The organism is Microbacterium oxydans (genome assembly GCF_006540085.1).
In the GTDB taxonomy this organism is placed as follows: Bacteria; Actinomycetota; Actinomycetes; order Actinomycetales; family Microbacteriaceae; genus Microbacterium; species Microbacterium oxydans.
In genome coordinates this window covers 1070751-1088800 of the sequence record NZ_BJOG01000001.1, presented here as the reverse complement: position 1 = coordinate 1088800, position 18050 = coordinate 1070751, and the positions used below count along the sequence as shown (strand labels likewise).

Here is an 18050-nt window from a genome sequence, read left to right as displayed (position 1 = left end):
CGACATCGCCCGAGCCCGACGCTGTCGTAAGCGCCCGCTGCACGACAAAGGGGCCGGACCCGAAGGTCCGACCCCTTTGCGAGGAAGCAGATGCTTACTTGATGATCTTCGTGACCGTACCGGCGCCGACGGTGCGTCCACCCTCACGGATGGCGAAGCCGAGGCCCTCCTCCATGGCGATCGGCTGGATCAGCTCGACCGTCATGTCGGTGGTGTCGCCGGGCATGACCATCTCGGTGCCCTCGGGCAGCGAGATGACGCCGGTGACGTCGGTGGTGCGGAAGTAGAACTGCGGGCGGTAGTTCGTGTAGAACGGGTTGTGACGCCCACCCTCGTCCTTGGACAGGATGTACGCGGTGCCCTCGAAGTCGGTGTGCGGCGTGACCGAACCCGGCTTCACGATGACCTGGCCGCGCTCGACGTCCTCACGCTTGGTGCCGCGGAGCAGCAGACCACAGTTCTCGCCGGCCCAGGCCTCGTCGAGCTGCTTGTGGAACATCTCGATACCCGTGACCGTGGTCTTGACGGTCGGACGGAGTCCGACGATCTCGACCTCGGAGTTGATGGCCAGCGTGCCACGCTCGGCGCGACCCGTGACGACGGTGCCACGACCGGTGATCGTGAAGACGTCCTCGACGGGCATCAGGAACGGCTTGTCACGGTCACGCTCCGGGTCCGGAACGCTGTCGTCGACAGCCTGCATCAGGTCCAGGATCGCCTGGGTCCACTTCTCGTCGCCCTCGAGGGCCTTGAGAGCCGAGACGCGGACGACAGGAGCGTCCTCGTCGAAGCCCTGGCCTGCGAGCAGCTCGCGGACCTCGAGCTCGACGAGCTCCAGGATTTCCTCGTCGTCGACCATGTCGGACTTGTTCAGCGCGACCAGCAGGTACGGAACGCCGACCTGCTTGGCGAGCAGCACGTGCTCACGCGTCTGAGCCATCGGGCCGTCGGTGGCGGCGACCACGAGGATCGCGCCGTCCATCTGAGCCGCACCGGTGATCATGTTCTTGACGTAGTCGGCGTGGCCGGGAGCGTCAACGTGCGCGTAGTGGCGCTTGGGGGTCTCGTACTCGATGTGCGAGATGTTGATGGTGATTCCACGCTGGCGCTCTTCCGGCGCCGAGTCGATGGAAGCGAAGTCACGCTGCACGTTGGTGTCGGACGGGAACTTGTCAGCAAGCACCTTCGAGATCGCTGCGGAGAGCGTGGTCTTGCCGTGGTCGACGTGACCGATCGTTCCGATGTTGACGTGCGGCTTGGTCCGCTCGAACTTGGCCTTAGCCACTGGGTCCTCCTCAGGACGTCGTTGTAGAGGTGACCGGGCACTGGTTTGCGACCGGTTCTCTACGGGTTAGGTTCTCAGTTTAGTAGAGAGGGAATGTGAAGTTGTAGGTGACCTGGGAACCCCGGGTGCTTCGACAGGCTCAGCGACCCAGGGCTCCCAGAAGAGCGATTACTCGCCCTTGGTCTTCTGGACGATCTCGTCGGCCACAGCGCGGGGCACCTCAGCGTAGCTGTGGAACTCCATCGAGTAGACGGCACGGCCCGAGGTCTTCGAGCGCAGGTCGCCGATGTAGCCGAACATCTCGGACAGCGGGACCTGAGCGCGGACGACCTTGACGCCGGCAGCGTCTTCCATCGACTGGATCTGGCCACGACGCGAGTTCAGGTCGCCGATGACGTCGCCCATGTACTCCTCAGGAGTACGGACCTCGACGGCCATCAGCGGCTCGAGCAGCACGGGGTTGGCACGACGCGCGGCCTCCTTGAAGCCCATGGAGCCCGCGATCTTGAACGCCATCTCCGAGGAGTCGACGTCGTGGGCCGCACCATCGACGATGGTCGCCTTGACGCCGACCATCGGGTAGCCCGCGAGCACACCGACGTTCATCGCGTCCTGGAAACCGGCGTCGATCGAGCCGATGTACTCACGAGGGATGCGACCACCGGTGACGGCGTTCACGAACTCGTAGGTCTTCTCGGAGTCGAGGTCGAGCGGCTCGATGGTGAACTGGATCTTGGCGAACTGTCCAGAACCACCGGTCTGCTTCTTGTGCGTGTAGTCGTGCTTCTCGACGGTCTTGCGGATCGTCTCGCGGTACGCCACCTGCGGCTTGCCGACGTTGGCCTCGACGTTGAACTCGCGCTTCATGCGGTCGACGAGGATGTCGAGGTGCAGCTCGCCCATGCCCTTGATGGTCGTCTGACCGGTCTCGGGGTTGAGCTCCGTGCGGAAGGTCGGGTCCTCTTCAGCGAGCTTCTGGATGGCGACACCCAGCTTCTCCTGGTCGGCCTTGGTCTTCGGCTCGATCGCGACCTCGATGACGGGCTCCGGGAACGTCATCGACTCGAGGACGACCGGCGCCGTCGGGTCGGTGAGGGTGTCACCCGTGGTGGTGTCCTTGAGGCCGATGACCGCGTAGATGTTGCCGGCGGTGACCGAGGGGACCGGGATCTCCTTGTTGGCGTGCATCTGGAAGATCTTCCCGATGCGCTCCTTCTTGTTCTTGGTCGAGTTGACGACGGCCGAACCGGAGTCGAGGTGGCCCGAGTAGACGCGCACGTAGGTGAGGCGACCGAAGAACGGGTGCACGGCGACCTTGAACGCGAGAGCTGCGAACGGGTCATTGGCGTCGGGGTGACGCTCGATGATCGTGTCGTAGTCCTTCGGGTCGTGCGCCTCGATCGAGCCCACGTCGAGCGGGTTCGGGAGGTAGTCGACGACCGCGTCGAGCATCGGCTGGACGCCGCGGTTCTTGAACGCGGAGCCGCAGAGCACCGGGTAGATCTCGCTCGCGACGGTCAGCTTGCGGATGGCGCCCTTGATCTCGGCGACCGTGAGCTCCTCGCCACCGAAGAACTTCTCCAGCAGCGCGTCGTCGGTCTCGGCGACGGTCTCGAGGAGCTGCTGACGGTACTCCGCCGCCTTCTCCTTGAGGTCTTCCGGGATCTCCTGGATCTCGTAGGAGGCGCCCATGGTGACGTCACCCTTGGAGTCTCCGGCCCAGACCAGTGCACGCATCTCGATCAGGTCGACGACGCCGATGAAGTCGCTCTCCGCGCCGATCGGCAGCTGGATCACGAGCGGCTTGGCGCCGAGGCGGTTGATGATGGTGTCGACCGTGAAGTAGAAGTCGGCGCCGAGCTTGTCCATCTTGTTGACGAAGCAGATGCGCGGGACGTTGTACTTGTCGGCCTGACGCCAGACGGTCTCGGACTGGGGCTCGACGCCCTCCTTGCCGTCGAACACGGCGACCGCACCGTCGAGCACGCGGAGCGAACGCTCCACCTCGACCGTGAAGTCCACGTGGCCGGGGGTGTCGATGATGTTGATCTGGTTCTTGTTCCAGTAGCAGGTCACGGCGGCAGACGTGATCGTGATGCCGCGCTCCTTCTCCTGCTCCATCCAGTCGGTGGTCGAGGCGCCGTCGTGCGTCTCGCCAAGCTTGTGGTTGACGCCCGTGTAGAACAGGATGCGCTCGGTCGTCGTGGTCTTGCCGGCATCGATGTGCGCCATGATGCCGATGTTGCGGACCTTGCTCAGGTCCGTGAGCACGTCTTGTGCCACAGGAGTGTCCTTATCTTTTGGAGCAGGTGTACTGCGAAGAGGGGGTGCCGGCCCCTCGGCGGGTGGCCGAGGGGCCGGCGGAGCTGTTTACCAGCGGTAGTGAGCGAACGCGCGGTTCGACTCGGCCATCTTGTGCGTGTCCTCGCGGCGCTTGACCGCGGCACCCAGGCCGTTCGACGCGTCGAGGATCTCGTTCTGCAGACGCTCGGTCATCGTCTTCTCACGACGGCCCTTCGCGTAGCTCACGAGCCAGCGCAGTGCGAGCGTGTTGGCGCGGTGAGGCTTGACCTCGACCGGCACCTGGTAGGTCGAGCCACCGACGCGGCGGCTGCGGACCTCGAGGGTCGGGCGCACGTTGTCGAGCGCCTTCTTCAGGGTGGCGACGGCGTCCTGACCGTTCTTCGCCTCGACACCGCGGAGGGCGCCGTAGACGATCGACTCGGCCAGCGACTTCTTGCCGTCGACGAGGATCTTGTTCACCAGCGAGGTGACGATCGGTGCGCCGTATACCGGGTCGTTGACGACGGGGCGCTTGGGGGCTGGTCCCTTACGAGGCATCTAACTCAACCCTTCTTCGCGCCGTAGCGGGAACGAGCCTGCTTACGGTTCTTGACTGCCTGGGTGTCCAGGGCGCCGCGGACGATCTTGTAACGCACACCGGGGAGGTCCTTGACACGACCGCCACGCACGAGCACGAGCGAGTGCTCCTGCAGGTTGTGGCCCTCACCGGGGATGTACGCGGTGACCTCGGTGCCGTTGCGGAGCTTCACACGAGCGACCTTGCGCATCGCCGAGTTCGGCTTCTTCGGCGTGGTGGTGTAGACGCGGGTGCAGACCCCGGCCTGCTGCGGGTTCGACTTGAGCGCCGGCGCCTTGGTCTTGGTGACCTTGGGCGAGCGACCCTTGCGAACCAACTGCTGAATGGTTGGCACGTTCTCTCCTCATAGTGCTGCACGGTGACAGCGTGATGGGTTTCACATCATGACCCACCGGCACGCCGGAACCGACGAGCTTTTGGTGTGATGGGTATGCCGTGGGGGCAGACCGACAGGTGCCGGCGCCCAGTGCGCACGCGGAGGCGTGCACACACCTGATCAAGTGTAATGCCGCGTAACGTAGCGGTCAAATGGGCGTGCCTGCGCTCGCACCTCAGGGCAGGTCGGGGTCGAACGGCGAGTCGAGCGATTCGGTCAGCTCGGCCAGCAGAGCCTCGATCTGCGGCTCGACGTGCTGCGAGACCGCGGCCTGGATCGAGATCCGGTGCCGCAGCAGGATGCCGCAGATCTCGCGGCCCACCAGGTTGGCGTACTCGTCGGCGAGTGCCACCTCCTGCCGGAGCGCGATCTTGGCCTCCTCCGTGAGCGGAGGCAGCGCGGGGAGCTCCGCGGCAGAGTCGTCCGCGAGCCCGGCGATGGTGAACAGGAACGGGGCGCCAGGAACCGGATCGGGATCGAGCGGGAGGCCGTCGAACTCGGGGTCGAGATCCTCCGCCGGGCGATAGCTGCGGGCACGGTTGCGCGCGGCCTGCTGGTCGAGTTCGCGCTGCAGCATCGGCAGGTTCCTCGCCGTGTACTCCGCGACGGCATGATCGACGATGGTCTTGATCCTGGTCGACAGCCCGTGCTGCACCCCGTGCGGCACGTTCGCCCCGATGCCGGCCGCCGAGAGGATCGGAGAGCCGAGACACCGACGACACGGCGCGACGCGACCGCGGTGGGTCGCCGGCTCCCAGCGCGGCACCCAGCGCAACCAGGCTTCGACGGCCTGGTCGACCTGCGTCTCCAACGAGCGCTCCACTCCACCAGCGTACGGCGCGTCGCCCCTCGCCGTCGCGATTTCCCCAGCCCGGCGGGGCGAAGACGGACGAGCGCCCGAAGGTCACTCCTCCTCTTCGCGCTCCCAGGGCCAGCGTGGATGCTCCGCACGGGTGCGCCGCAGGGCGATACCGCCCCACCCGGCGATCAGCGCAGCCAGCACGATGACAGCGCTCGCACCGCCTCGCACCAGGTCTCCGGCGACCGCAGTCGCGAGCACGAGATCTCCGTCGCCGATGAGTACGGCGAACCAGACCACGACGAGGTGGGCGAGTCCCGCCGTCAGGGCGATCGCGACCGTCGCTACATAGGAGGGCTGCGACCGACGCAGCGTCGACCACAGGACGAGGGCGAAGGAGACGACGGCGGCGATCATCCCGGCCACTCCCGGCACCTGGCCCAGGTTCGGGACCGCGATGATGTCGGTGTCCGTGGCGACGCTCACCGCTCCGAGCCCGAAGACGGCGAGCGCGAAGAAGCCGATGGTGGCGAGGACCACCGCCAGGATGGCCGAAACCCCCGCGGACTCGGGTCCGTGGGGGTTCGGCGTGGTGGAGTTCGTGACTACCTCGCCAGCGTCGGGCCGGCTTCGAGCGTGCGCTCGTACTCGCGCTGCGCCTCGGCGTTCAGCTCGGTCTTGCGGGCGCCACTGCGTGCGACCCACGCGCCGAACCAGATCGTGAGCTCGCGGGCGAACACGAATGCCGCGATCGCGAGCGGAGCGAGCAGCTGCTCGCCGACGAGGTCGAGGCCCTGGCTCGAGCTGAGCTTCCAGAACGGGGCTTCGAAGAGCTGCCCGAGGATGTGGCCGCCGTACGCGATGACGCCGACGATGAGACCGAAGACGACCCAGAGTCCCCAGCGACCGCGGTTGATGATCGCGCCGAGCAGCCAGAACCCGAGGAAGAACACGACGACGGGCGTCCAGAACCCCCAGGTGGACAGCGGGGCGACAGCACTCTGACCGATGTTCTCTCCGGTCACGTCACCGGCGATCGCGCCGAGACCGAGCCATGCACCGAGGTACAGGACCGCGAAGACGAGGGTGGCGAGAAGCCCGATGGCCCCTGCCGTGCCGCGGTTGCCCCGGTCACGGGGAGGCTCGGGAGCCTGGACGAAGATCGGCTGCGGCTGCGCTGCGGCCGCGACCACCAGCGGCTCCGAGGGGACGACACGCGTCTCGGCCTCATCGCCGTACTGGGCGTAGGCGGCTCCCGCCATGCCGGACTGCTCGTGGCCGAAGGGCACGGGCTCGCCCACGACAGGCTCCGGGTAGAAGGAGGTGGTCTCGGCGTCGGCCTGAGCCCTGATCTCTTCGGCGCGGTCGTACGACGCAGCGGAGGAAGCGGGGGTCACCGCGGGGGGCGGCGATGCGAAGGTTCCGGGGTGTTCGCGCTCGGCCGCTTCGAAAGCGGCGAGGTCGGGATCCACGGGTGCGGCGGCCGGCGTGACGTCGCCACCGTCTGCCGCGGTCTCGCCGGAGCCGGGAACATCCGCACCTGCGGCCGCGGCGGCATCCAGACCCGCGTTCGCGCTGCCGACGACGTCGTCAACGTCAGCCGGCTTCTCGGGCTGGGGAACGTCGGGGTCACTCATGGGGTGCGCCTCTCATCGGAATCGTGCATTGCGAGGGTACCTCCGCGCGAACGGACGCTCGCGGAGGCGTGCCGACGTGTCGGCATTCATGCGGATACGTCGTCCCAGGTCAGGGAAGAGCGGTGCGAAGCGCATCCCCGGCGAACTGGGCGAGCACGGGGACCATCGGAAGCGACAGCCACACGAGGGCGCCGATGACGCCGACGCACACGATGCCGGCGAACCAGCTCATCCCGAGGTTGCGACCCCCCACCCGTGCCATGACTCCACGCTAGGCCCGAAGCACCGATCCCCCGAGGAGCAACGCCGATATCCGGTGCGCGGCACCCGCTTCATCCTGCGGCGCGCCCCCGGAGTCGCCACAGCAGCCACAGCCCGGAGAGCGGGACGAGGAGGAATCCGAGGAGGATGAGGACGTGCCACTCCCCCACGCCGGGCACGAGCGGGTTGACGGCGGGGACCTCCGGGGGCGTCCCGGTCCCCGAGGAGCTCCCACCCGACTCCGACGAGGAGAAGGCCGTCAGCGTGGAGACCGTGAGGAACGAGATGCCGGTGACGACGAAGGGTACGACGATCGCGACCACCTTCTCCCACGTCCTCCAGAGCGAGCTCGCGCTCACGAGCGCGGCGCCGACGAACCAGCCGAGTACGGGCACGACGATCCCTCCGAAGCTCAACGTCAGCGCCGCAGCGATCGCGAACCCTCTCGTCGAGGTCGCCGGCGGACGCGGCACCGGGGGCGCGGCGACCGCGGGCGCGCCGATGATCGTCGGCCCGGACGGGACTTCCGCCTGAGCCCCATCGGCGATCGCGACAGGATCGCCGAGATCCGCGATGCGTGCCGCCGTCGCTTCGGCATCGAGCCCCTGCAGCTCCTCGAGGATGCCGGCACGGATATCGCTCGCGACACCGTGCGGCAGGTTGCGCATGGCCTCGTCGAGCCGCGCGAGGTACTCGGTGCGGAGGTCGTCTGCGGTGAGCTCTGTCATGGTCGTCCCTCTCCGACGATGCCCGTGACGACACGGGCGAATGGTGTCCACTGGGCGCGGAAACGGTCCAACTGATCGATCCCGCTGCCGGTGAGCCGGTAGTACTTGCGCACCGGACCACTGTCGGAGGGCTGATCGAACGTGGTGACCCACCCGTTGTCCTTCAGCCTCCCGAGCAGCGGGTACAGCGTGCCGATGCTGGCGATCAGGCCCGCGCCGGTGAGCGCATCCGCCAGCTGCCAGCCGTACATCGGCTCGCGCGCGAGCAGCCCGAGCACGCAGTACTCGACCACTCCCTTGCGCATCTGAGCGCCGACATCAGCTGTCATGCAAGACAAGGTAGCATGCGAGACAAGAGAGCGTGAGGAGTCCGACCGTGCGGGCACCCGTGCCCACCGGATCACGACGCCGGCGGGCAGACCAGCGGCTCAGCCCTTCGTCGCTCCGGCCGTCAGACCGCCCACGATGTACTTCTGCAGGAACAGGAACAGGATCATCACCGGGATCGCGGCCATCACGGCCCCCGCCGAGAACGCCGACCAGTCCGCATACCGCGGGTTCGCGACGAGCTTCGTCAGACCGACCACGAGCGTCTGCTGATCGACGTCGACGAGCATGACGCTCGCGATGACGTACTCGTTGACGGTGCCGATGAACGAGAGCAGTCCGACCACCGCGAGGATCGGCGCGACCAGACGAAGGATGATCGTGAAGAAGATGCGTGCGTGACCGGCACCGTCGATGCGGGCAGCCTCGTCGATCTCCTTGGGGATCGTGTTGAAGAAGCCGTACATCAGGTAGGTGTTCACACCGAGCGCTCCACCGAGGTACACCAGGATCAGACCCGTGTGGGTGTTCAGACCGATGGCCGGGAACCAGTCCCCCAGGGTCGACATGAGGAGGAAGATCGCGACCACGGCGAGCAGCTGCGGGAACATCTGCACGACCACGATCGTCACGAGGCCCACGCGGCGCCCGGCGAACCTCATGCGCGAGAAGGCGTAGGCGGCGCACGCTCCGATGAAGACCGTGACCGCGCCGGTGACGACGGCGATCAGGAGCGTATTGAGGAACCACGTGCCGTACGGGTTCTGCGGGTCGCTGAGGATGCGCACGTAGCTGTCGATCCCGATCGCGGAGAACAGCTGGTTCGAGCCCGTCAGCGTCCCCTTCGGGTTCAGCGAGGCCGAGACGACGTACAGCAGCGGGAACAGCGCGAACGCGCTCACGACGATCGCCACGAGGTGACGCCATCCGGTGTCGGCGAACCAGGCGCCGAAGCTGCGGCGGCGCGGAGCGAGGGTCTGCGCCTTCTCGGCGGACCGGGTTGTGGCGGGACGCTCGGTGATGGGGCTGTCGGTGCTCATGTCAGTTCAGCTCCTCGAGGGCCTTGGTCTTGCGGAAGCTGATGATGGAGATCGTCGCGACCACGATGAAGATCAGGATCGTGAAGGCCGACGCCAGACCGTAGTCGCGGGTCTGACCCGTGAAGGCCACCTTGTAGACCATCGAGATCAGGATGTCGGTGTGGCCCACGGGGATGGACACATCGCTGAAGCGCGGCCCGCCCTTGGTGAGCATGTAGATCAGGTTGAAGTTGTTGAAGTTGAACGCGAACGACGAGATCAGCAGCGGCGCCACGGTCACGAGCAGCAGCGGCAGCTTGATGCGGCGGAAGACCTGCCACGGGTTCGCGCCGTCCATCACGGCGGCTTCGTTGACGTCCTCCGGGATGCCCTGCAGCGCCCCCATGCAGACCAGGAACATGTACGGGAACCCGAGCCACAGGTTCACCAGCAGCACCGACACCTTGGCGAGCGTGGGATCGGTCAGCCACGGGATCGCGGCCCCGCCGAAGATCACCTGGTTGATGAAGCCGAAGCTCTCGTTCATCATGCCCGCCCAGACCAGCGCGGACAGGAACGCGGGGAACGCGTACGGGAGGATCAGGATGATGCGGTAGCCGTTGCGGAAGCGCATACGGGTGTTGTTGAACACCAGCGCGAGCAGCAGTCCGAGGAAGAACGTGGTCGCGACCGAGATCAGGGCGAACGCGAAGGTCCAGAGCGTCACCGAGATGAGCGGACCGCGGATGGAGGAGTCGGTGACAGCGCGCACGAAGTTGTCGAAACCGACCGTCGTCTGCCATCCGGGGAGGAGCTGCTCTCCGCCTTCGGCTGTGAACGCACCGTCACCCGTGTCGGAGTAGACGATCCCTGTGGTGGTGTCGGTGATCGTGTCTGCAGCCTCGTCGTACTCGAGCGTCGAGACGTAGAGGTAGCCCTTCTGCCCGTCGGGAGCGCGCAGGCTGCCCTCGTTGGGGTCGTCGCTGAACGGGACGGAGAGCTGCTCCAGCTCCTCCGACAGCGTGAACACGGTGGCGAGGGGAAGCGTGGTCCACCCGTCGACCGCGACGGCCTTGTCACCTTCGAACTGCGCGTCGACCTCTGCGAGCGGCTGCTCCGCCGTGCCGAGGAGTGCATCGCCGGTGTCCGGGTCTGTCGCCAGCAGGCCGTAGGTGCCGAACTGCTCGACCACGGTGACGGGGTACGTCGGCGAGTCCTCGACCCGCTCCTGCGCCGATGCGAGAAGCGACGAGATCGCCTGGTCCTTGGTTCCGTTGTGGCCGGTGCCGTAGTTCGTGAACCCGATGTACCCGGTGTAGAGCAGCGTGAAGACCTGGAACACGATCAGGAAGATGATGCCGGGCGTCAGGTACTTCGCCGCGATGCGCTTGCGGGAGAAGTAGATGTAGTTGACCAGGACCGCGACGACGACCACGATGCCGAGGATCAACCACTCCTGGTGCGCGAACAGCACGAACGCGGCGTACAGGGCGATCGCATCGACGACCGCCAGCAGGAGGATCTTCAGCAGCATCCAGCCGATCGGCCCTGATGCAGCCTCGGCGATCTTGGCGGCCTGGCGCTGGCGCTTGGTCGGAGGAGCTGTGCGCTCTTCGGTGTCAGTCATGTCGTCCTCGTCATGATCCTGCCGGGGCGGGCGAAGGCGCCCACCCCGGCAGAGTCAGTGTCCTGGCTGTTACTTGATCGCGGCGGTCACGTCGTCGACGAGCTTCTGCCACGTCGTCGCCGGGTCCTCGCCGTTGATGATCGCGGCCTCGGCCACGCCCCAGTACTGCCAGACCGCACCCATGGCCGGGATGGCGGGCATCGGCACGGCGTCGGCACCGACGGCCTGGAAGCCGGCGATGATCGGGTCGGCGGCCGCGGTGTCGGCCGCAGCGGTGAGCGCGGGAAGCACGTTGCCGGCCTTGAACAGCTCGAGCTGCACGTCTTCGGTGCCGATGTAGTTCACGAGGAAGTCGTTCGCGGCGACCTTGTTCTTCGACTCCGCGCTCACGAAGAAGCCCTTCACTCCGGCGAACGGCGATGCGGTCTCACCGGTCGGGCTCGGGATCGGGTCGATCGCGACGTTGATGCCGGCGTCGGTGGCCGCACCCACGTTCCACGGACCGGTCAGCCAGAAGGCGGCCGTGCCGTCGAGGAACTGCTGCTTGGCGATCTCACCGTCGACGTCGGTGTTGAGCACGCCGGCTGCGCCCTGCGCGCCCAGCCAGTCGGCGAAGGCGAAGCCGCCCTCGCTGCCGAGCTGGAGGTCGGTGGAGTCGTAGCTGCCGGTGTCGTCGCTGCCGAACACCGGGGCGCCGAACGCGGTCTGGAACGGGTACAGGTGGTACGGGTTGCCCTCGGTCCCCTGCTCGACGACGAACTTCCCCTTGGAGATCATGTCGTCGAAGCTGGTCGCGGGAGCCGGAACCAGGTCGGCGTTGCGGAGCACGGCGATGTTCTCCACGGCGTACGGGAGCATGTAGACGGTGCCGTCGTACGTCGCCGCCTGCAGCGCGACGGGGAGGTAGTCCTCGGAGCTGTCGCCCAGCTCGATCGGAGCGACCACGCCGTTCGTGGAGAGCTCGCCCAGCCAGTCGTGCGCGCCCATGACGATGTCGGGGCCCTTGCCGGTCGGGACCTGCTGGATGAAGTCGTCCTTCATGTCGTCGACCGACTTGCCCGTGAGCTGGACCTTGACGCCGGTCTTCTCCTCGTAGGCATCTGCGGCGCCCTGAAGCGCGTCGACCCGCTCGGCGTCGACCCAGACGACCAGCGCACTGCTGTCGTCGGAGCCGGAGGTGTCGTCGTTGCTGGTCCCCGTGGAGCAGCCGGCAAGCGTCAGAGTCGAAACGATGGCGATCGCGCCCGCGGCGACGATGCCCCTCTTGTTCACCTTCATTGGTGTGTGCCTCTCTCAGTGCTGATCACCTGCAAGGACTGCAAGCGCTTACAGTATGCATCGAAATCAGGGGTGTTCGCAATGAGAGAGGCCGTCGATATCAACCCGTGATGCACCGAAATCCGCTTCACTCGGATGGAAACGCTTCCACGGGTCCGACGAAACCCGCTCCGTAGACTGTGGTCATGGCTGGTGGCACACTTCGCATCCGCAGGATCACGGCAGCGCTCGCGTTGGCGCTCACGGCGATGGCGCTGAGCGGGTGCACCGCGTTCGCCCCGAGCTATGGCGTCCTGGACCGGGAAGCCGAGCCGGAAGACGCCGTCCCGGACGCGGTGGCGGAGCAGGACTCCGGAGACGTCGCCGACCTGTCGTCGGCCCGCCTGGTGGGTGAACACTCGGGCAGCTCGATCTGGCTGCTGCGCGGCGTCGAACCGGGAGCGGTATGCGTGCTCGCCTTCCCCGAGGACGGCGAGTGGGGCATGGCGTGCGGCGGAGAAGGCGCCCCCGTGGAGATGAGTGGTCCCGCCGGGCACTTCGTGACCGTCCCCGACGACTACCCCACGCCGGACGGAGCCACCCGGGTCTCCGACAACGTCTACGCGCTGAGCCCCTGAGTAGGATGAAACCATGGCTGACAGCTCATTTGACATCGTCTCGAAGGTCGACCACCAGGAAGCGGAGAACGCTCTGAACCAGGCCCGCAAGGAGATCGAGCAGCGCTACGACTTCAAGGGCACCGGTGCGTCGATCGCCTGGAGCGGCGAGAGCATCCTCATCATCGCGAACACCGAGGAGCGCGCCAAGGCCGTGCTCGACGTGTTCCAGTCCAAGCTCATCAAGCGCGGCATCTCGCTGAAGAGCCTCGAGTCCGGCGACCCGTTCGCCAGCGGCAAGGAGTTCCGCATCGTCTCGACGCTCAAGGACGGCATCTCCTCCGAGAATGCGAAGAAGATCAACAAGATCATCCGGGACGAGGGCCCCAAGGGCGTGAAGAGCCAGATCCAGGGCGACGAGCTGCGCGTGCAGTCCAAGAGCCGCGACGACCTGCAGTCGGTCATCGCGCTGTTGAAGGGCGCCGACCTCGATCTCGACCTGCAGTTCATCAACTACCGGTAAGCGTCGCGCTCGACGACGGAGGGGCCGGATGCGATCGCTTCCGGCCCCTCCGTCGTGATTTCTGGACTGCGTGCCAGATTGTTGAATTGCATACCAATATATGGGTTTCCGTACCCAAGACTGGGAAGCGGTCGACTCGACCGACGACGCGAACGCCGCGTGACGCACTGCCGTCGTAGGGCTGCGCGATTTCGGTATTGCGAGCTTGCCCTCGTGGGGACGAGGCCGCGGCAGTTCCATGCGCTCGCGTCTTCGGTGGCCGGCGGATGCTGAGCATCCGCCGGCCACGGAAACCGCGAGCGGGCGACCACACGTAAGAAGAGCCCACCGGGGCCCGCGCTGCGCGCCCCCACGCGGACCGCGGACTCCGGTGGGGGATATTGGCATCCGAAGCGACTTCATGATGTAGTTGCCCTCCCGGGCGAATCATGGGGCGCTCGGGATCAGAAGGGCAACTGGGGGCGGATCCATGGGGAGTACCGGATCGACGAACATCGGCGAGAGCAAGCAGCTCCTGGCCGAAGAAGTCTTCCACCACATCGGCGGACAGATCATCGACGGCACGTTGGCCGCGGGTGAGCGCATCCGTGACGTCGACGTGGCGGAGGAGCTGCACGTGTCACGGACACCGGTGCGGGAGGCGCTCCAGCGACTGGAACGCCTCGGGATGGTGACGATGTATCCGAGCCGGTACACGGAGGTGACGGCGGTGACCCCGGAGACCGTGGCGCAGTCGCTCGAGTTCGCCGGCTACCAGGCGGGCATCGCCGCGAGACTGGCCGTACCGAGGATCACGATGGCCCAGCGCGAGCACGTCGTCGCCCTGGTCGAGGGCTTGCACGCATCACTCGAGGACGGCACCGAGACGTCGAACGCGCGCTGGGCGGTGTTCTCCTACCTCGGCGATCACAGCGGCAACTCGCAGCATCGCACGCTGATCGACGACGCGAGCATGGTGCTGTTCCGCAACCTCCGCGATTGGGTGGTGCCGCCGTCGGATCGCGCACGCATGGGTCAGGTGTACTCCGACTTCGGCGATGCCGTTCGAAGTGCGGACGGCGACACCGCAGAGCGCCTCGTCCGGGCGATGTACTACCTGTGAGAGCTCACTGCACCGCTCGCCATGCGGTGACCCACCGGTCCAGCCGCCGATAGGCGTCTTCCCGTGCCTCGTGCCGGGAGAGGAACACGTCGTGCAGGGCACCGTCGATGCGCTCCACGGTGACGCTGGGTCCGAGACGGAGTGCCGCACGGGCGATGTCGTCGACGACCAGCACGGAATCGGCTGAGGTGAGGTCCTCCGACCATCGCGTCGGGGGCACGAATCTCGCGGAGAGCAGCACGCACACCGGCGCCGTGATGGACAGGCCCGATGCCACGGCCTTGTGCCCCGACAGGATGGCGTGCAGCCACCCCGCGTACACGGCCATGGTCTGCGCCGGGCGCCAGACCGGGTTCACCTCCATCGGGTCGTCAGGGTCGGCCACCTCCTGCTGTGCTCGCGTGTAGAAGCCGAGGTCGACCTGCGGTGCCACCTCCATCGGACGGATCCTCGCCTGCAGTTCGACCATCGGGGCGATCGCCGCTCTCGCCGGGGCGAACTGGAACTCCAGCCAGGGACTGTTGAGGATCACCGCGTCGGCCGCTCCCGGATGCCGAGACGCCCACAGGCTCAGTGTCAGACCGCCGGTGGAGTGTCCGAGCAGGATCAGGCACCGGTCGGATTCGACGCCTCCTTCCCCACGCCCCATGGCGTCCAGTGCCGCAGCGATGTCCTCGTCGTAGATCGCGAGATCGGCGATGTATCCCGGCGTCTGCCCGTCGCGGAGGCTGCGGCCGTACTTGCGCAGATCGAGCGCGAAGAAACGGGCGCCCCGCGTGGTCCAGAAGCGGGCGAGACGCTTCTGGAAGAAGTAGTCGGACCAGCCGTGCACGTACAGCACATCGACTCCGTCGAGGAGCGGACGGTGTCCGCGCACCCTTTCCCAGAGGCCCGGCTCTGTCGGCAGCGCGCGCACCAGCGTGGCCACGACCGGACCCTGATCGTCGACACCGAGGTCGAGAGTGCGCTGCTGGAACTCGTCACCGAGCACATCGGGAATCCAGTCGGCCATGCATTCCTCCCCCGTTCACGCCAGGCTAGCGGAGCGTGCCGAAGGGACGGGGAGGCCAGACCGAGGCGGCGTTACTCGCCGCGGGAGACGCGGACCATCTCGTCGCGCGGGACCACCTTGACGCGGGCCCGCTCCTCAGGCGCGCCGAGAGCGATCTCGTGCTCGTCGAGGCGGTGCCATCCGTCCAGGTCGGTCCAGCGCACACCGCGCTCCTGCAGGAGCTCGACGATGGCCTCCTCGGAGGGGTCCTCCGGGTGCCACCAGGAGCCCTGGTCATTGATGATGTGGCGCACGGTCTCCATCGCATCGGACTTGGTGTGCCCGATCAGACCCACCGGCCCGCGCTTGATCCACCCCGTGGCGTAGATGCCGGGGACGCGCTCGTTCGAGTCCTTCGCGAGCACCTGGCCCTCACGGTTGGGGATCACGCCGTGCTTCTTGTCGAACGGGACGCCGGGAAGGGGCGAGCCGAAGTAGCCGATGGCGCGGTACAGGGCCTGCAAGGGCACCTCGCGCAGCTCACCGGTGCCGATCGCCCCGCCCTGGCCGTCGGGCTGGGTGCGCTCGTAGACGAGCGCCGCGACGCGACCGTTCTCGTCCTTGCGGACCTCGACCGGCTTCGCCCAGAAGTGCAGGTGCAGGCGTCGCGAGGCCGTGCCGCCGGCGTTGTTCACCGAATCGCGCTTGCGCCACGACTGCAGGATGCGGTCGATGACCATGACCTGCTTGTTGCTGGCGACGGCATCCTTCGCCGCATCGTCGTAGTCGAAGTCCTCGTCGTAGACGACCATGTCGACGTCCCGCAGTTCGCCGAGCTCGCGCAGCTCGAGCGGCGTGAACTTCACCTGCGCCGGCCCACGACGGCCGAACACGTGCACGTCGGTGATCTCGCTGGCCTTGAGGCCCTCGTAGACGTTCGACGGCACCTCGGTGACCAGCAGATCCTCCGCGTGCTTGGCCAGCATGCGTGCGACATCGAGCGCCACGTTGCCGTTGCCCAGCACACCGACGGATGCCGCATCCAGCGGCCATTCGCGCGGAACGTCAGGGTGTCCGTCGAACCAGCTGACGTAGTCGGCCGCTCCGTAGGAGGCGACAGCGTCGATGCCGGGGATGTCCAGAGACGTGTCGCGGATGGCACCCGTGGCGAAGATCACCGCGTTGTAGTGCTTCTTCAGGTCTTCGAGGGTGATGTCCTCGCCGAAGCGCACGTTGCCGAACAGGCGGATGTCACCGCGGTCGAGAACGTCGCGCAGGGCCGTGATGATCCCCTTGATGCGAGGGTGGTCGGGGGCCACACCGTAGCGCACCAGACCGTAGGGCGCGGGAAGCTGCTCGAACAGATCGATCGAGACGTCGAACTTGCGCTCCGCCTTCAGCAGGATGTCCGCGGCGTAGATGCCGGCGGGGCCTGCACCGACGATGGCCAGTCTGAGCTTGGTCATGGGAGGTCCTTTCGTATGCCGTCGCAACAGGCGCGCGACCCGACGGGCCGCCCGCGCGGATTCAGCTGGAGCGTTCGGCGAGGGTCTCTGCGAAGCGGGTCAGTGCCTCGCGCACGGTCCCCCGCGGCAGGCGCGTGAGGGCATCGATCGCATCCTGTGTCCAGGCGTGCGCGAGCTCGAGGGTCTTCTGCGTGACCGCGTGATCGCGCAGCTCATCCAGCGGGCCGTCGAGGATCGCGGAGTCCGCGCCGTCGGCGATCAGGGCCACACCGTCGTCGATGCGCGCCGCGAGATCGACCGCACCCGCGTCGTCCTCCGCTTTCAACAGGAGGTAGGGCATGGTCGGAACGCCGGCGCGCAGGTCGGTGCCCGGCACCTTGCCGGTCTCCTCGGGCTTCGCCGAGAGGTCGATCACATCGTCGAGCAGCTGGAAAGCCACGCCGATCTTCTCGCCGTACACGCGCAGCGGCTCCTCGTACTCCGACGGAGCGTTCGAGAAGATCACACCGCCCTGCGTGGCCGCGGCGATCAGCGAACCCGTCTTGTCGGCGAGCACCTGGATGTAGAACTCGATCGGGTCGTCGCCCTCCTGCGGGCCCAGGGTCTCGTGCATCTGACCGAGGACGAGCCGCTCGAAGGTGTCGGCCTGAAGACGGATCGCGCGCTCACCGAGTCGGGACATCAACTGGCTGGCACGGGAGAACAGGATGTCGCCCGTGAGGATCGCGATGTTGTTGCCCCACACGGCGTGGGCAGCCGGTACCCCGCGACGGCGATCGGCTCCGTCCATCACATCGTCGTGATAGAGCGATCCGAGATGCGTGATCTCGAGCGCCTTCGCGACGTCGATGACCTGGGTGGTGTTGCCGTCGCCGAGCTGGGCGGCGAGGAGGGTGAGCACGGGGCGGATGCGCTTGCCACCTGCCTCGTACAGATAGCGACTCGCGGCATCGGCCAGAGGGTCGGCGACACGGACGTCGTCGGCCAGACCGGTCTCGACGAGTTCCAGCCCGTCCTCGATGGCGCGGGCGACGCGGCGGGCAGCGGGGCCGATGAAGACGCGATCGCTGAAGCCGAGACGGCTCGCCAGTCGCGAACCCGGGGCGATGGGGCTCGAAGTCACGTTCTCAGCCTACCTTCGTCCGATGTCACGG

Annotated in this window: 19 protein-coding genes; 3 read left to right on the top strand and 16 right to left on the bottom strand. The window is 66.9% G+C overall.

Annotated elements, in window-relative coordinates; all coding sequences use genetic code 11:
* Positions 1 to 94: 94 nt before the first annotated feature.
* The 13 genes from tuf to MOX01_RS05155 form a co-directional block, all read right to left on the bottom strand.
* Complete coding sequence (gene tuf, locus MOX01_RS05210) at positions 95 to 1285, bottom strand: elongation factor Tu (protein ID WP_046747810.1); 1191 nt, start codon at positions 1283 to 1285, stop codon at positions 95 to 97.
* Positions 1286 to 1453: 168 nt separating this feature from the next.
* A complete protein-coding gene (fusA, locus tag MOX01_RS05205; RefSeq protein WP_046747809.1) occupies positions 1454 to 3568 on the bottom strand; it encodes an elongation factor G in 2115 nt (704 codons plus the stop codon).
* Between the two features lie 87 nt (positions 3569 to 3655).
* A complete protein-coding gene (gene rpsG, locus MOX01_RS05200) occupies positions 3656 to 4126 on the bottom strand; it encodes a 30S ribosomal protein S7 (protein WP_017201608.1) in 471 nt (156 codons plus the stop codon).
* 5 nt (positions 4127 to 4131) lie between these two features.
* Positions 4132 to 4500 (bottom strand): 30S ribosomal protein S12, encoded by a 369-nt coding sequence (gene rpsL / locus MOX01_RS05195; protein WP_017201609.1) that lies wholly within the window; start codon positions 4498 to 4500, stop codon positions 4132 to 4134.
* 217 nt (positions 4501 to 4717) lie between these two features.
* On the bottom strand, positions 4718 to 5365 hold the full coding sequence (locus MOX01_RS05190; protein WP_046747808.1) for a hypothetical protein: 648 nt from the start codon (positions 5363 to 5365) through the stop codon (positions 4718 to 4720).
* 81 nt (positions 5366 to 5446) lie between these two features.
* Complete coding sequence (locus MOX01_RS05185) at positions 5447 to 5881, bottom strand: DUF6121 family protein (protein WP_113680394.1); 435 nt, start codon at positions 5879 to 5881, stop codon at positions 5447 to 5449.
* A 65-nt stretch (positions 5882 to 5946) separates the two neighbouring features.
* Positions 5947 to 6978, bottom strand: coding sequence for an ABC transporter (locus tag MOX01_RS05180; protein ID WP_046747807.1), 1032 nt, complete (start codon positions 6976 to 6978; stop codon positions 5947 to 5949).
* Positions 6979 to 7087: 109 nt separating this feature from the next.
* The gene (locus MOX01_RS19105; RefSeq protein ID WP_164734115.1) at positions 7088 to 7240 is read right to left on the bottom strand and encodes a hypothetical protein; all 153 of its coding nucleotides are present in this window, start codon (positions 7238 to 7240) and stop codon (positions 7088 to 7090) included.
* 70 nt (positions 7241 to 7310) lie between these two features.
* Positions 7311 to 7967, bottom strand: a complete 657-nt coding sequence (locus MOX01_RS05175) for an HAAS signaling domain-containing protein (RefSeq protein WP_141368683.1) — start codon at positions 7965 to 7967, stop codon at positions 7311 to 7313.
* Complete coding sequence (locus MOX01_RS05170; RefSeq protein ID WP_046747805.1) at positions 7964 to 8296, bottom strand: PadR family transcriptional regulator; 333 nt, start codon at positions 8294 to 8296, stop codon at positions 7964 to 7966. Before MOX01_RS05170 ends, MOX01_RS05175 begins: the two co-directional genes overlap by 4 nt.
* 99 nt (positions 8297 to 8395) lie before the next feature.
* Positions 8396 to 9334 carry a sugar ABC transporter permease gene (locus MOX01_RS05165; protein WP_046747804.1) on the bottom strand — a complete coding sequence of 313 codons (939 nt, stop codon included), beginning with the start codon at positions 9332 to 9334 and terminating at the stop codon, positions 8396 to 8398.
* Position 9335: 1 nt separating this feature from the next.
* Positions 9336 to 10940, bottom strand: coding sequence for an ABC transporter permease subunit (locus MOX01_RS05160; RefSeq protein WP_127012587.1), 1605 nt, complete (start codon positions 10938 to 10940; stop codon positions 9336 to 9338).
* A 69-nt stretch (positions 10941 to 11009) separates the two neighbouring features.
* On the bottom strand, positions 11010 to 12218 hold the full coding sequence (locus tag MOX01_RS05155) for a sugar ABC transporter substrate-binding protein (RefSeq protein ID WP_141368681.1): 1209 nt from the start codon (positions 12216 to 12218) through the stop codon (positions 11010 to 11012).
* A 185-nt stretch (positions 12219 to 12403) separates the two neighbouring features.
* On the opposite strand from MOX01_RS05155, the gene MOX01_RS05150 reads away from it, so the two are divergent.
* The 3 genes from MOX01_RS05150 to MOX01_RS05140 all read left to right on the top strand — a co-directional run bounded on the left by MOX01_RS05150 (position 12404) and on the right by MOX01_RS05140 (position 14439).
* On the top strand, positions 12404 to 12835 hold the full coding sequence (locus tag MOX01_RS05150) for a hypothetical protein (protein WP_061016980.1): 432 nt from the start codon (positions 12404 to 12406) through the stop codon (positions 12833 to 12835).
* Between the two features lie 13 nt (positions 12836 to 12848).
* Positions 12849 to 13337, top strand: coding sequence for a YajQ family cyclic di-GMP-binding protein (locus MOX01_RS05145; protein WP_017829222.1), 489 nt, complete (start codon positions 12849 to 12851; stop codon positions 13335 to 13337).
* Positions 13338 to 13806: 469 nt separating this feature from the next.
* Positions 13807 to 14439, top strand: a complete 633-nt coding sequence (locus tag MOX01_RS05140) for a GntR family transcriptional regulator (RefSeq protein WP_046747800.1) — start codon at positions 13807 to 13809, stop codon at positions 14437 to 14439.
* A gap of 4 nt (positions 14440 to 14443) precedes the next feature.
* On the opposite strand, the gene MOX01_RS05135 is transcribed toward MOX01_RS05140, so the two are convergent.
* The 3 genes from MOX01_RS05135 to MOX01_RS05125 all read right to left on the bottom strand — a co-directional run bounded on the left by MOX01_RS05135 (position 14444) and on the right by MOX01_RS05125 (position 18019).
* Positions 14444 to 15451, bottom strand: a complete 1008-nt coding sequence (locus MOX01_RS05135; RefSeq protein ID WP_141368679.1) for an alpha/beta hydrolase — start codon at positions 15449 to 15451, stop codon at positions 14444 to 14446.
* Between the two features lie 71 nt (positions 15452 to 15522).
* Positions 15523 to 16896: an FAD-dependent oxidoreductase gene (locus MOX01_RS05130; RefSeq protein ID WP_046747798.1), complete on the bottom strand. Its 1374-nt coding sequence runs from the start codon at positions 16894 to 16896 to the stop codon at positions 15523 to 15525.
* A 61-nt stretch (positions 16897 to 16957) separates the two neighbouring features.
* Complete coding sequence (locus MOX01_RS05125; protein ID WP_061016898.1) at positions 16958 to 18019, bottom strand: polyprenyl synthetase family protein; 1062 nt, start codon at positions 18017 to 18019, stop codon at positions 16958 to 16960.
* Positions 18020 to 18050 lie beyond the last annotated feature (31 nt).

What these genes read in the sequence shown, in the direction of transcription:
- rpsG (WP_017201608.1), bottom strand. Translation starts at nt 4,126, where the DNA reads ATGCCTCGTAAGGGACCAGCCCCCAAGCGCCCCGTCGTCAACGACCCG.
- MOX01_RS05180 (WP_046747807.1), bottom strand. Translation starts at nt 6,978, where the DNA reads ATGAGTGACCCCGACGTTCCCCAGCCCGAGAAGCCGGCTGACGTTGAC.
- MOX01_RS19105 (WP_164734115.1), bottom strand. Translation starts at nt 7,240, where the DNA reads ATGGCACGGGTGGGGGGTCGCAACCTCGGGATGAGCTGGTTCGCCGGC.
- MOX01_RS05175 (WP_141368683.1), bottom strand. Translation starts at nt 7,967, where the DNA reads ATGACAGAGCTCACCGCAGACGACCTCCGCACCGAGTACCTCGCGCGG.
- MOX01_RS05170 (WP_046747805.1), bottom strand. Translation starts at nt 8,296, where the DNA reads ATGACAGCTGATGTCGGCGCTCAGATGCGCAAGGGAGTGGTCGAGTAC.
- MOX01_RS05165 (WP_046747804.1), bottom strand. Translation starts at nt 9,334, where the DNA reads ATGAGCACCGACAGCCCCATCACCGAGCGTCCCGCCACAACCCGGTCC.
- MOX01_RS05160 (WP_127012587.1), bottom strand. Translation starts at nt 10,940, where the DNA reads ATGACTGACACCGAAGAGCGCACAGCTCCTCCGACCAAGCGCCAGCGC.
- MOX01_RS05155 (WP_141368681.1), bottom strand. Translation starts at nt 12,218, where the DNA reads ATGAAGGTGAACAAGAGGGGCATCGTCGCCGCGGGCGCGATCGCCATC.
- MOX01_RS05150 (WP_061016980.1), top strand. Translation starts at nt 12,404, where the DNA reads ATGGCTGGTGGCACACTTCGCATCCGCAGGATCACGGCAGCGCTCGCG.
- MOX01_RS05145 (WP_017829222.1), top strand. Translation starts at nt 12,849, where the DNA reads ATGGCTGACAGCTCATTTGACATCGTCTCGAAGGTCGACCACCAGGAA.
- MOX01_RS05140 (WP_046747800.1), top strand. Translation starts at nt 13,807, where the DNA reads ATGGGGAGTACCGGATCGACGAACATCGGCGAGAGCAAGCAGCTCCTG.
- MOX01_RS05135 (WP_141368679.1), bottom strand. Translation starts at nt 15,451, where the DNA reads ATGGCCGACTGGATTCCCGATGTGCTCGGTGACGAGTTCCAGCAGCGC.
- MOX01_RS05130 (WP_046747798.1), bottom strand. Translation starts at nt 16,896, where the DNA reads ATGACCAAGCTCAGACTGGCCATCGTCGGTGCAGGCCCCGCCGGCATC.